Source organism: Micromonospora trifolii, assembly GCF_022229005.1.
GTDB lineage: Bacteria > Actinomycetota > Actinomycetes > Mycobacteriales > Micromonosporaceae > Micromonospora > Micromonospora trifolii.
Genome location: NZ_JAKKFD010000013.1, coordinates 1 through 12,190, shown reverse-complemented (window position 1 = coordinate 12,190; position 12,190 = coordinate 1). Strand labels below are relative to the sequence as shown.

The 12,190-nt window shown below is 72.0% G+C and carries 13 protein-coding genes; 11 read left to right on the top strand and 2 right to left on the bottom strand.

The genetic code is table 11. The features are described 5' to 3' along the window. Position 1 precedes the first annotated feature (1 nt). Positions 2–526 (bottom strand): hypothetical protein, encoded by a 525-nt coding sequence (locus NIE79_RS09075; protein ID WP_238678121.1) that lies wholly within the window; start codon positions 524–526, stop codon positions 2–4. Between the two features lie 94 nt (positions 527–620). Further along, positions 621–1,085: an Lrp/AsnC family transcriptional regulator gene (locus NIE79_RS09070; RefSeq protein ID WP_238678120.1), complete on the bottom strand. Its 465-nt coding sequence runs from the start codon at positions 1,083–1,085 to the stop codon at positions 621–623. A 148-nt stretch (positions 1,086–1,233) separates the two neighbouring features. Here NIE79_RS09070 and NIE79_RS09065 point away from each other — a divergent pair, with 148 nt between their 5' ends. From NIE79_RS09065 to NIE79_RS09015, 11 genes are all read left to right on the top strand, one after another. Then, the gene (locus NIE79_RS09065; protein ID WP_238678201.1) at positions 1,234–2,136 is read left to right on the top strand and encodes a tryptophan 2,3-dioxygenase; all 903 of its coding nucleotides are present in this window, start codon (positions 1,234–1,236) and stop codon (positions 2,134–2,136) included. 14 nt (positions 2,137–2,150) lie between these two features. Beyond that, on the top strand, positions 2,151–3,458 hold the full coding sequence (gene kynU, locus NIE79_RS09060) for a kynureninase (RefSeq protein ID WP_238678119.1): 1,308 nt from the start codon (positions 2,151–2,153) through the stop codon (positions 3,456–3,458). Continuing rightward, entirely contained in the window at positions 3,455–4,792 is a 1,338-nt protein-coding gene (locus NIE79_RS09055) for an FAD-dependent oxidoreductase (RefSeq protein ID WP_238678118.1), read from the top strand. The genes kynU and NIE79_RS09055 overlap by 4 nt, the downstream gene beginning before the upstream one ends. A 23-nt stretch (positions 4,793–4,815) precedes the next feature. Then, positions 4,816–6,297, top strand: a complete 1,482-nt coding sequence (locus tag NIE79_RS09050; RefSeq protein WP_238678200.1) for a 2-hydroxymuconic semialdehyde dehydrogenase — start codon at positions 4,816–4,818, stop codon at positions 6,295–6,297. Between the two features lie 20 nt (positions 6,298–6,317). Further along, complete coding sequence (locus NIE79_RS09045; RefSeq protein WP_238678117.1) at positions 6,318–7,115, top strand: 2-keto-4-pentenoate hydratase; 798 nt, start codon at positions 6,318–6,320, stop codon at positions 7,113–7,115. Between the two features lie 76 nt (positions 7,116–7,191). Further along, a complete protein-coding gene (locus NIE79_RS09040) occupies positions 7,192–8,127 on the top strand; it encodes an acetaldehyde dehydrogenase (acetylating) (protein ID WP_238678116.1) in 936 nt (311 codons plus the stop codon). Beyond that, positions 8,124–9,188, top strand: coding sequence for a 4-hydroxy-2-oxovalerate aldolase (gene dmpG / locus NIE79_RS09035; protein WP_238678115.1), 1,065 nt, complete (start codon positions 8,124–8,126; stop codon positions 9,186–9,188). The genes NIE79_RS09040 and dmpG overlap by 4 nt, the downstream gene beginning before the upstream one ends. Further along, complete coding sequence (locus tag NIE79_RS09030) at positions 9,185–9,958, top strand: 2-keto-4-pentenoate hydratase (protein ID WP_124822653.1); 774 nt, start codon at positions 9,185–9,187, stop codon at positions 9,956–9,958. The genes dmpG and NIE79_RS09030 overlap by 4 nt, the downstream gene beginning before the upstream one ends. Beyond that, positions 9,955–10,377, top strand: coding sequence for a RidA family protein (locus NIE79_RS09025; protein ID WP_238678114.1), 423 nt, complete (start codon positions 9,955–9,957; stop codon positions 10,375–10,377). Before NIE79_RS09030 ends, NIE79_RS09025 begins: the two co-directional genes overlap by 4 nt. Next, complete coding sequence (locus NIE79_RS09020) at positions 10,374–10,898, top strand: 3-hydroxyanthranilate 3,4-dioxygenase (protein WP_210795456.1); 525 nt, start codon at positions 10,374–10,376, stop codon at positions 10,896–10,898. The genes NIE79_RS09025 and NIE79_RS09020 overlap by 4 nt, the downstream gene beginning before the upstream one ends. After that, on the top strand, positions 10,898–11,899 hold the full coding sequence (locus NIE79_RS09015; protein WP_238678113.1) for an amidohydrolase family protein: 1,002 nt from the start codon (positions 10,898–10,900) through the stop codon (positions 11,897–11,899). The genes NIE79_RS09020 and NIE79_RS09015 overlap by 1 nt, the downstream gene beginning before the upstream one ends. Positions 11,900–12,190 lie beyond the last annotated feature (291 nt).

Below are 12,190 nucleotides of genomic sequence, written 5' to 3'. Positions count from 1 at the left end.
CTCAGGAGCCGGCTCCCCGTCGACGTCGGCCGCCGGTCATCCCGAGCACGATCGCGGTGGCCACCAAGGCCACGCCACCGAGCACCAGCAGCGAGCCGGTGCCGCGGCCGCCGGCCATCCCACCGCCGCCGGTCGCCGGCCCCTTGCTGGGTGAGGCCATGTTCAGCACTGTCAACGTGGTCGACGACGTCTGGCCGTTCTCGCAGCGCAGGTCGACCGGGTAGTCACCGGCCGGCTTGTCCCTCGCGATGGTGACCTGCCCGGTCAGGAAACCCTTGTCCGGTTTGAGCATCACGTGCCCGAACGCGTCGGAGTGCACGCTGGACTGCCGGTTGTTGTTGTCGTTGTCGCAGCTCGCCTTGATGTTGACCCGGCTACCGGCCTGGGCGCTGTTCGGTGTCACCTCGACGAAGACGTTGTCGCCGGCTCGCGCCGGCGCGACCGACAACAGGACGAACGCCCCGACCAGCCCCACCAGTGTCAGTGCGGACGAGAGCGCGCGGTTGATCGTGCGGATTGCCTGCATGATTTCCCCCCAACCGGCGACGACCGCCGGAACCCTCCCCTGGGCACGCGCTGCTTTCCCGCTGGCGCGGGAGCAAACCCGGAGGGTGGGCGGGTCAGCGCGGGCGGGGGACGGGCCCGGTGGTGGGGAGGGGGGTGACGGGGTGCCAGTTCAGGGGGGAGGAGAGGACCATCGTGCTCGACGGTTGGCCGTACGGGGCGAGACGGTCGATGACGCCCTCGAACGCGCCGATCGACCCGGCCGCCACCTTCAGCACGCTGCACGCGTCCCCGGTGATCCGGTGGATCTCCAGGATCTCCGGCCAGTCGGCCACCGCCGGGTCGTGCAGGATGCACCGCGCGCCGTAGCAGGACATCCGGATCAGCGCGACCACGGTACGGCCGGCGCGGCTCAGGTCGACGTGGGCGTGGTAGCCGGTGATGATCCCGGCCTCCTCCAGCCGGCGGACCCGCTCCGCGACGGACGGTGGCGACAGGTGCACGCGCCGGGACAACTCGCTGAAGGAGAGCCGCGCGTCGGCCTGCAGCTCGCGCAGCAGCGCCCAGTCCATGTCGTCCACGCTCAGACCTTACTTTCGTGAACCGACTTCGCCTAGTTGCCTTTGGTTTGCCAGGAGAAGCCGGCGAGAGCCGTTGATTCGGCATTCCGCAGGCCGATCCGACCGCGAGATCATGACGTCGGCTAGTCCGGGGGAGGGAGACGAGATGGTGGATCAGACGGAGCGGCGGGCGCCGAACCGCCGTGCCACGGTGCAACCGGTGACCCCCGGGCAGCGCGTCGCGCAGGCGGAGCGCACCGGTGGCGAGCCGACCCTGGAGTTCGCGGACATGGTGCCGTACGACGCGTACGTGCAGGCCAGCGCCCTGCACCGGATGCAGCACCCGCTCAGCAGCGACCCGGGCGAGATGTCCTTCCTGATGGTCAGCCAGATCATGGAGCTGTACTTCGGGCTGACCTGCCACGAGTTGCGGGAGACCCAGCGGCTGGTCCGCGCCGACCAGATCTGGGAGGCGCTGGCCCCGCTGGGCCGGGCCAAGCTGCACCTGGAGGGGCTCAACGCCGCCTGGCAGGGCCTGCGCTGGATGAGCCCGGCCGACTTCAACAGGTTCCGCAATCTGCTCGGCGAGGCCTCCGGCTTCCAGTCCGCGATGTACCGGCAGTTGGAGTTCCTGCTCGGGCTGCGCGACCCGACGCTGATCCGCCCGTTCCGCCGGCAGGCCGAGGTGCACGCCGAGCTGAGCGCCGCGCTGGCCACCCCGAGCCTCTGGGACGACGTGCTCGCGCTGCTCGACCGGCGCGGCTTCGACCTCCCCGCCGACCTGCTCGGCCGGGACGTGGCCGTCGAGCACGACCCGCACCCGTCGGTCGAGGCGGCCTGGGTACGGATCTACGACGACGCCAGCCCGGACAATCACCTGCGGCTGCTCGGCGAGGCGCTGAGCGCTGTCGCCGAGGAGTTCGGCGACTGGCGCTGGAACCACGTCAAGGCGGTGCAGCGGACGATGGGCGCCAAGGTCGGCAGCGGAGGCTCCGCCGGCCTGGCGTGGCTGCAGCGCAGCATGGCCCGGGTGGTCTTCCCGGAGTTGTGGTCGGCCCGCACGGCGATGTGACCGGAGAGCGAGACATGAACACCCCAGAACACGAAGCGCACCGCCCCGCCGGAGGCGAGGCCGAAGCACACCGCCTCGACGAGGCCGACCCCGGCCACCGGCACCTGTTCCACGTGCCGCCGGCCGACGGTGGCGACCACCCCGAGTCGGCGTACCTGGCCGGCAACTCGCTCGGCCTGCAACCTCGGGCCACCCGCGACGAACTCCTGGCCGACCTGGACGCGTGGGGGCGGCTCGGCGTGGAGGGGCACCTGGAGGCGGAACGCCCCTGGCTGCCGTACCACGAGTTGTTGACCGGGCCGGCCGCGCGACTGGTCGGCGCCCGGCCCGCGGAGGCCGTGGTGATGAACTCGCTCACCGTCAACCTGCACCTGCTGATGGTGAGTTTCTACCGCCCGGCCGGCGCGCGCACCCGCATCGTCATCGAGGACGCCGCGTTCCCCTCGGACAGCTACGCCGTGCGCAGCCAGGCCCGGTTCCACGGCCTGGACCCGGACGACACGGTGGTCCGGTTGCGTCCGCGCCCGGGTGAGGACGCCCTGCGCACCGAGGACGTGACCGACTACCTGGCCGCCGAGGGCGACCGGGTGGCGCTGCTGCTGCTCGGCGGGGTCAACTACCTCACCGGTGAGCTGCTGGACATCCCGGCGATCACTGCTGCCGGCCGGGCCGCCGGCGCTGTGGTCGGTTGGGACCTGGCCCACGCGGTCGGCAACGTGCCGTTGGCCCTGCACGACTGGGACGTCGACTTCGCCGCGTGGTGCTCCTACAAGTACCTGAACTCCGGCCCGGGCGCGCTGGCTGGTGTCTTCGTGCACGAGCGGCACCTCGGCGACGAGAACCTGCCCCGGTTCGAGGGGTGGTGGAGCACAGCGGCGGCCACCCGGTTCGAGATGACGCCGGTGTCCCGGCCACCGGCCACTGTGGAGGCATGGCAGATCTCCAACCCGCCGATCTTCGCGATGGGCCCGGTGCGGACCTCGCTGGAGCTGTTCGACGCGGTGGGGATGACCCCGCTGCGCGCGCGCAGCCAGCGCCTCACCGGCTGGCTGGAGTCGCTGTTCGACGAGGTCACCGTCGGCCGGCCGCTGCGGGTGGTCACCCCGCGTGACCCGGCCCGCCGGGGCTGCCAGCTCTCCGTGCGTATCGGTTCCGGCAGCGCCGCCGAGCTGACCAAACGCCTACGGTACGAACACGGGGTGATCGCCGACGCCCGCGAACCCGACGTCGTGCGGTTCGCCCCGGTGCCGCTCTACTCCACGTACCTCGACTGTTGGCGGGCCGCGGCCGCGCTCGCCGCCACGGTGGGGGCGACCTCATGACCGCGCGGCGGGACGAGATCGCGATCATCGGGGCCGGGCTGGCCGGGTGTCTCGCGGCCTGCTTCCTGGCCCGGCGTGGCTACCCGGTGGCGCTCTACGAGCGCCGCTCGGACCCGCGTGCCGGCACCGCCGAGCGCGGTCGCTCGATCAACCTGGCGCTCTCCGAGCGCGGCCTGGACGCGTTGCGCCGCATCGGGCTGGCCGAGCAGGTGATGACCGACGCGCTGCCGATGCGCGGCCGGATGATCCACCCGGTCGAGGGCGAGCAGCAGTTCCAGTCGTACAGCGCGGCCGGCGACCGGGCGATCAACTCGATCAGCCGGGGTGCGCTGAACAACGCCCTGCTGGACGAGGCCGCCGCGCTGCCCGGGGTGCGGGTCGTCTTCGACCACCGGTTGGTCGGGCTCGACCCGACCGACGGCGCCCTGAGCTTCGAGACCCCGCAGGGCACCGTCGCGGCGAAGGCGTCGGTCGTGCTGGGTGCCGACGGCGCCGGCTCCGCTGTGCGCGGGCAACTGCTGGCGTACGGGCTGCTCGACGAGAGCGTGGACTTCCTCGACTACGGCTACAAGGAGCTGACGATTCCGCCGCTGGGCGGGGACTTCGCCCTGGACCCGGACGCGCTGCACATCTGGCCGCGCGGCACCTCGATGATGATCGCGCTGCCGAACCCGGACCGCTCCTTCACCTGCACGCTGTTCTGGCCCAACGACGGTGCCGGCAGCTTCGCCTCGCTGACCAGCCCGGCGGAGATCGAACGGCACTTCACCGAGCACTACCCGGACGTGGTTCCGCTGGCCCCGAACCTGGTCGACGACTACCAGCACAACCCGGTGGGCGTGCTCGGCACTGTGCGCTGCACCCCGTGGCAGGTCTACGGCACCGTCGGCCTGCTCGGCGACGCGGCGCACGCCATCGTGCCGTTCTACGGCCAGGGCGCCAACTGCGCCTTCGAGGACGTGGTGGAGTTGGACCGCTGCCTGGACGAGTGCGCCGACGACTGGCTGGCGGCGCTGCCGCTGTTCCAGCGGCGCCGAAAGGAGAACGTCGAGGCCATCGCGACGATGGCGCTGACCAACTTCGTGGAGATGCGGGACAAGGTCGCCTCCCCGGTCTTCCAGACGCGACGGCGGGTGGAGCACGCACTGGAACGGGCCCTGCCCGGCCGGTACGTTTCCCAGTACGAGCTGGTGTCGTTCTCCACCACCCCGTACGCGGAGGTGCGCCGCCGGGTGCGCCGACAGCACCGGGTGCTCGGGGCCGTCGTCGGCGGAGCCGCCCTGCTGCTGGTCGGCGCGATCGGCGCGGCGCTGAGCCGAGGGAGGCGGGCATGACCGGCAACTGGGATCCGCGACTGATGGCCGGCCACGCGCCGAGTGGCCCGCGGCGGTTGCGCAACTTCGTCGCCGGCGAGTTCGTCGACGGCGCGACGACGTTCACCAAGGCCAGCCCGGTCACCGGGGAGCAGGTCTTCGAGGTCGACGAGGCGTCGCAGTCCACTGTGGACGACGCGGTGGCCGCCGCCCGGGCGGCGCTGCGGGGGCCGTGGGGCAGGATGGGGGAGCGCGAGCGCGCCGAGGTGCTGCGCCGCGTCGCCGACGAGTTGGAGCGCCGCTTCGACGACCTGGTCACCGCCGAGGTCGCCGACACCGGCAAGTCCATCGCCCAGGCCCGCACCCTGGACATTCCGCGCGGCGCGGCGAACTTCCGGGCGTTCGCGGAGATCGTGGCGACCGCCCCCACCGAGTCGTTCACGACTGTCACCCCGACCGGCGGCCGGGCACTCAACTACGCGCTGCGCAAGCCGGTCGGCGTGGTAGCGGTCATCGTGCCGTGGAACCTGCCGCTGCTGCTGCTCACCTGGAAGGTGGCCCCGGCGCTGGCCTGCGGCAACGCCGTCGTGGTCAAGCCCAGCGAGGAGACTCCCGCCTCGGCGACGGTGCTCGCCGAGGTGATGGCCGCCGCTGGCGTACCGGCTGGGGTGTTCAACCTGGTGCACGGCTTCGGGCCGGACTCGGCGGGGGAGTTCCTCACCCGCCACCCGGGCGTCGACGCGATCACCTTCACCGGTGAGTCGGCCACCGGCGGCGCGATCATGCGGGCCGCCGCCGACGGGGTGAAGGCGGTGAGCTTCGAACTCGGCGGCAAGAACGCCGGCCTGGTCTTCGCCGACGCCGACCTGGACGCCGCGGTGGCCGGCTCGGTGCGGTCCAGCTTCACCAACGGCGGGCAGGTGTGCCTCTGCACCGAGCGCATCTACGTGCAGCGCCCGGTCTTCGAGGAGTTCACCGCCCGGCTGGCGAAGCGGGCCGGCGAGCTGGCGTACGGCTGGCCGACCGACGAGGCCACCGCCACCATGCCGCTGATCTCCCACCAACACCGCAGGAAGGTGCTCGGCGCGTACGAGCTGGCCCGCTCCGAGGGCGCCGAGGTGCTCACCGGTGGCGGCACGCCCACCTTCGGCGACACCCGCGACGGCGGGTCCTACGTGCAGCCGACGGTGCTCACCGGGCTCGGCCCGGACGCCCGCACCAACCGGGAGGAGATCTTCGGCCCGGTGGTGCACGTCGCGCCGTTCGACACTGAGGACGAGGCGTACGCCCTCGCCAACGGCACCGAGTACGGCCTGGCGGCGACCGTGTGGACCCGGGACGTGGGCGTCGCGCACCGGGCCGGCGCCCGGCTCGACGCGGGCATCGTCTGGGTCAACACGTGGTTCCTGCGTGACCTGCGTACCCCGTTCGGCGGGGTGAAGGCGTCCGGGATCGGTCGCGAGGGCGGCGTGCACTCGCTGAACTTCTACTCCGAACTCACGAACGTCTGCGTGGACCTGTCGTGAGCCGAAGCGAGGGAGCGGGCATGGAAGCTGACATCGAGGCCGCGAACCGGGAGTTGGCCGACGCCCGCAGCACCGGCAAGCCGTGCGCGCCGCTCCGGGGCCGGCTGCTGCCGGAGGGCGACGTCGAGGCCGCGTACCGGGTGCAGCAGCTCCAGGCGCGGGCCTGGCAGGGCCGTGGCGAACGCCGGGTCGGCGCGAAGATCGGGTTGACCTCACGGGCCGTGCAGGAGACCTTCGGGGTGTTCCAACCGGACTTCGGCATGCTGACCGACGCCATGGCGGTCGGCGACGGGGTCGAGGTGCCCATCGACCGGCTGCTCCAGCCCCGCGTGGAGGCGGAGATCGCCTTCGTGCTCGACAAGGATCTCCCGAACCCGCAGCTCACCACCGTCGACCTGATCCGCGCTGTCGACCACGTGCTGCCGGCGATCGAGATCGTCGACTCCCGGATCGCCGGCTGGGACATCTCCATCGTGGACACCGTCGCCGACAACGCCTCCAGCGGGCTCTTCGTGCTCGGCACCACGCCGCGCCGGCTCGCCGACGTGGACCTGCGACTGTGCGGAATGGTGCTGGAGCACGCCGGCGAGCCGGTCTCGGTGGGCGCGGGCGCCGCCTGCCTGGGCAACCCGCTGCACGCCCTGCAGTGGTTGGCCGGCACCCTGGCCCGCGCCGGCGACCCGCTGCGCGCCGGGGACGTGGTGCTCTCCGGGGCGCTAGGTCCGATGGTGCCGGTCACCCCGGGTGCCGCGTACGAGGCCCGGATCTCCGGGCTCGGCTCGGTGCGCACGAGTTTCACCAAGGGAGACAACCAGTGAGCGAGCGTCAGCGAGCGAATCATCGGCGCAGAGTTGTAGGCGCTCAGGGCGGCACGGAGCGAAGCGGAGTGTCGGCATGAGCGTCGGTGTGGCGGTGCTGGGATCGGGAAACATCGGCACCGACCTGATGATCAAGGTGCTGCGGCTCAGCGACAGCCTGCGCATGGTGGCGATGGCCGGCATCGACCCGGCCTCCGACGGCTTGGCGCGCGCTCGCCGCCTCGGTGTCGCCACCACTGCCGACGGCGTGGACGGGCTCGTCGCGCTGCCCGAGTTCGCCGACGTCGAGCTGGTGTTCGACGCCACCTCGGCCGGCGCGCACCGACGCCACGACGAGGTGCTGCGCGCCCACGGCCGCACTGTGGTCGACCTGACCCCGGCCGCGCTCGGCCCGTACGTGGTGCCGCCGGTCAACCTGGACGAGCACCTGCACGAGCCGAACGTCAACATGGTGACCTGCGGCGGGCAGGCCACAGTGCCGATCGTCGCCGCGGTGCGCCGGGTCACCCCGGTGGCGTACGGGGAGATCGTCGCGTCGATCGCGTCGAAGTCCGCCGGGCCGGGCACCCGGGCCAACATCGACGAGTTCACCGAGACCACGGCCCGCGCCATCGAGGTGGTGGGCGGCGCCGAGCGGGGCAAGGCGATCATCGTGCTGAACCCGGCGGACCCGCCGCTGCTGATGCGCGACACCGTCTACTGCCTCTGCCCGGACGCCGACGCCGACACCGACGCCATCGCCGGCTCGGTGGCCGAGATGGTGGCGGCCGTTCAGGAGTACGTCCCCGGCTACCGGCTCAAGCAGGACGTGCAGTTCGACCGGGTCGAGGCGTACCTGCCGACGCTCGGGCGGCGGCTCACCGCCCTCCAGGTGTCGGTCTTCCTGGAGGTCTCCGGCGCCGGGCACTACCTGCCCGCGTACGCCGGCAACCTGGACATCATGACCTCGGCCGCGCTGCGCACCGCGGAACGGCTGGTCGCCCTGCGTTCCTCGGAGGTGGCCGCGCCATGACCGAGCTGTACATCCAGGACGTGACGCTGCGCGACGGCATGCACGCCATCGCCCACCAGTACACAGTCGACCACGTCCGCACCATCGCCGCCGCGTTGGACGCCGCCGGGGTGGCCGCCATCGAGGTGGCGCACGGTGACGGCCTCGCCGGCTCCAGCGTCAACTACGGCCACGGCGCCGCCAGCGACGCCGAGTGGATCTCGGCGGCTGCCGAGGTGCTGACCACTGCGAAACTGACCACCCTGCTGCTTCCGGGCATCGGCACGATCGCCGACCTGAAGGCCGCGAAGGCGCTCGGGGTGACCAGCGTCCGGATCGCCACCCACTGCACGGAGGCGGACATCTCCGCCCAGCACATCTCCTGGGCCCGGGAGAACGGCATGGACGTGGCCGGATTCCTGATGATGTCCCACATGAACGATGCGGCAGGGCTCGCCGGGCAGGCCAAGCTCATGGAGTCTTACGGGGCGCACTGCGTCTACGTCACCGACTCCGGCGGCCGGCTGCTGATGTCCGACGTGGCGCAGCGGGTCGACGCGTACCGGCAGGTCCTCGCCCCGGAGACGCAGATCGGCATCCACGCCCACCACAACCTGTCGCTCGGGGTGGCCAACAGCGTGCTCGCCGTCGAGCACGGGCGGGTCACCGGGTCCGCGCCGGTCGGCCCCGACGCGGTGCACGGCCGGACCGTCCGCGTCGACGCCTCCCTGGCGGGCATGGGCGCGGGCGCCGGAAACGCCCCGCTGGAGGTCTTCGTCGCGGTCGCCGAGCTGCACGGCTGGAAGCACGGCTGCGACGTGTTCGCGCTGATGGACGCCGCCGACGACATCGTCCGCCCGCTCCAGGACCGGCCGGTCCAGGTGGACCGGGAGACGCTGTCCCTGGGGTACGCCGGGGTCTACTCCAGCTTCCTGCGGCACGCCGAGCGGGCCTCCACGAAGTACGGCGTGGACGTCCGGTCGATCCTGGTCGAGTTGGGCCGCCGCCGGATGGTGGGCGGCCAGGAGGACATGATCGTGGACGTGGCACTCGACCTGGCAGAGAAGGAGCAGCACTCATGATCGGCGTAGACATTGTCGGGATCGCCGACAAGCTGGGCGCGGCGGCCGACACCGCCACAGCGATCCCGCAGCTCGCCGCCGAGACCGGCCTCGACGTGGACACCGCGTACGCCGTGCAGGCCGCGCTGCTGCAACGCCGGCTGAACGCCGGTGAGCGGCTGGTCGGGTTGAAGATGGGGCTGACCAGCAGGGCGAAGATGGCCCAGGTCGGCGTGGACGAGGTGATCTGGGGGCGGCTCACCAACGCGATGCGGGTGCCCGACGGCGGTGCCGTGGACCCGGCCGCGTACATCCATCCCCGGGTCGAGCCGGAGGTGGCGTTCCTGCTGGACCGGCTGCCCGAGCCGGGCGAGCCGGTCGGCGACTTCGCCACGGCGGTCCGCGCTGTCGCCCCGGCCATCGAGTTGATCGACTCCCGGTACGCGGACTTCCGTTTCTCGCTGCCGGACGTGATCGCTGACAACACCTCGGCCGCCGCCTTCGTGATCGGGCCGTGGTCGCCGGTGCCGGCGGGGCTGGACAACCTGGGTGTGCTGCTGGAGGTCGACGGGCGGGTGGCGCAGGTCGGCTCGACGGCGGCGATCCTCGGTGATCCGCGGCGGGCGCTCGACGAGGGCATCCGGCTGGCGGGCCGGCACGGGGTGCGGCTGGAGTCCGGCTGGGTCTTCCTGGCCGGCGCCGCCACCGCCGCTGTGCCGCTGCGCCCCGGCGCCCACGTCCGTGCCGTCGTCGAGAAGCTCGGCACGGCCTCGCTGCGGGCGTCGTCGTGACCGCCCGGGTGGTCGCCGGGAAGGCCGTCCCGCGGGGGGCCTTTCCGCACGTCAAGGTCGCCGGTGGGTTCGTCTTCGTCTCCGGTACGTCGTCGCGGCGCGCGGACAACACGTTCGCCGGCGTCGAGGTGGACGGGTTCGGCACCACGAAGCTCGACGTCCGGGTGCAGACGCGGGCCGTCATCGAGAACGTGCGGGACCTGCTGCGTTCGGTCGGCGCGGACCTCACCGACCTGGTCCAGGTGACGACGTACCTGGTCAACATGAACGACTTCGGTGGTTACAACGAGGTGTGGGCCGAGTTCTTCGACGCCTCCGGACCGACCCGTACGACGGTGGCGGTGCACCAGTTGCCGCACCCGCACCTGCTGATCGAAATCCAGGCCGTGGCCCTTCTTCCCTCGGGAGGTCAGTCGTGAGTGAGATCGCCGAGCCGTTCAGCTTTCCGGGCTGGATCGCCGACAACCAGCACCTGTTGAAGCCCCCGGTGGGCAACAAGGAGATGTTCCCCGGCGGGGACGACTTCATCGTGATGGTGGTGGGCGGGCCCAACCAGCGCACCGACTTCCACGTGGACCCGTACGAGGAGTTCTTCTACCAGGTCAAGGGCAACATGCACATCAACCTGGTCACCCCGGAGGGGCCGCGTACTGTGCACGTGCGCGAGGGTCAGATGTGGATGCTGCCGCGTAACACCCCGCACTCGCCGCAGCGGCCGGAGGCCGGCTCGATCGGCATGGTCGTCGAGCGGGTCCGCGAGGAGGGCACGCTGGAGACGTTCCAGTGGTACTGCCCGGAGTGCGGCAGCAAGGTGCACGAGGTCGAGTTGCAGGTCCGCGACATCGCCGCCGATCTGCCCCCGGTGTTCCAGGCGTTCTACGCCGACGAGCAGGCGCGCACCTGCGCCAACTGCGGCACCCTGCACCCGGGCAAGGGCTGATGCCCGCAGGCGTGGTCGACGTGCACACGCACGTCGTACCGAAGGGTTGGCCGGACCTCGGCGCGGCGTGCGGCGGGTCCGACTGGCCCTGGTTGCGGGTCGACTCCGAGCGCGCCGCCATGATCATGGTGGGGGAGACGGAGTTCCGCCCGGTCGGCGCCGAGTGCTGGGACGCGTCGCGCCGACTGGCCGACATGGACGCCGACGGCGTGGCCGTGCAGGTGGTCTCGCCCACCCCGGTCTTCTTCAGCTACGACCGCCCGGCCGACCAGGCGGTGAAGGTCGCCCGGATCTTCAACGACCTGACCCTGGAGGTCACCGCGGCCGGAGGTGACCGACTGGTGCCGTTCTGTCAGGTGCCGCTCCAGGACCCGGACGCCGCCTGTGCCGAGCTGGACCGCAGCCTCGCCGCCGGGCACGTGGGCGTGGAGATCGGCAACCACGTCGGCGACCGGGACCTGGACGACGCCGGCGTGGTCACCTTCCTGCAGCACTGCGCCGAGGTGGGCGCACCCGTCTTCGTCCACCCCTGGGACATGCCCGGCGGGCCGCGTCTGGACCGCTGGATGGCCCGCTGGCTCACCGGGATGCCCGCCGAGACACACCTGTCGGTGTTGGCGATGATCCTCGGCGGGGTCTTCGACCGGGTGCCCGACACGCTGCGGATCTGCTTCGCGCACGGCGGCGGCAGTTTCCCGTTCTGGCTCGGCCGCGCCGACAACGCCTGGCACCGCCGGGGCGACCTGGTCCGGGGGGCGTCCGCCGGCCCGCCCAGCAGCTACCTCGACCGGTTCAGCGTCGACTCGGTGGTCTTCGCGCCACCCGCCCTGCGGCTGCTTGTCGACACGCTGGGGGAGGACCGGGTGCTGGTCGGCAGCGACTACCCGTACCCGCTGGGCGAACGGCCGGCCGGCGCGGTGGTCCACGCGGCCGACTTCCTCACCGACGACCAACGCGACAAGCTCCTGTCCGCCAACGCCCTGCGCTTCCTGCGCGGCTGACGTCGGGGGTCCGCCCGGCACCGTGGCCGCTCGGCGTCGTGCCCGGCGTCGTGCCCTCCGGCGTCCGCCGACGCTCGCGCGGCCGATAGCCCATCCCTGGTTCACCGCCTTTGCTCTGCTTCACTCCACGCAACAGCGAGTGTCCGATAATCGGACGTCCGCCGTTGCGTGGGTTGAAGCAGAGCAAAGGGCGCGTGTACGGGTACCGGGGTCGGGCTGACCGATGCTGCGCGAGCACCGCGGCAGGCGACGCGGCGGACAGCGCGTTCGGGCTGCGCGTGTCGGCTGCGC

What these genes read in the sequence shown, in the direction of transcription:
- NIE79_RS09075 (WP_238678121.1), bottom strand. Translation starts at nt 526, where the DNA reads ATGCAGGCAATCCGCACGATCAACCGCGCGCTCTCGTCCGCACTGACA.
- kynU (WP_238678119.1), top strand. Translation starts at nt 2,151, where the DNA reads ATGAACACCCCAGAACACGAAGCGCACCGCCCCGCCGGAGGCGAGGCC.
- NIE79_RS09055 (WP_238678118.1), top strand. Translation starts at nt 3,455, where the DNA reads ATGACCGCGCGGCGGGACGAGATCGCGATCATCGGGGCCGGGCTGGCC.
- NIE79_RS09050 (WP_238678200.1), top strand. Translation starts at nt 4,816, where the DNA reads ATGGCCGGCCACGCGCCGAGTGGCCCGCGGCGGTTGCGCAACTTCGTC.
- NIE79_RS09045 (WP_238678117.1), top strand. Translation starts at nt 6,318, where the DNA reads ATGGAAGCTGACATCGAGGCCGCGAACCGGGAGTTGGCCGACGCCCGC.
- NIE79_RS09040 (WP_238678116.1), top strand. Translation starts at nt 7,192, where the DNA reads ATGAGCGTCGGTGTGGCGGTGCTGGGATCGGGAAACATCGGCACCGAC.
- dmpG (WP_238678115.1), top strand. Translation starts at nt 8,124, where the DNA reads ATGACCGAGCTGTACATCCAGGACGTGACGCTGCGCGACGGCATGCAC.
- NIE79_RS09030 (WP_124822653.1), top strand. Translation starts at nt 9,185, where the DNA reads ATGATCGGCGTAGACATTGTCGGGATCGCCGACAAGCTGGGCGCGGCG.
- NIE79_RS09015 (WP_238678113.1), top strand. Translation starts at nt 10,898, where the DNA reads ATGCCCGCAGGCGTGGTCGACGTGCACACGCACGTCGTACCGAAGGGT.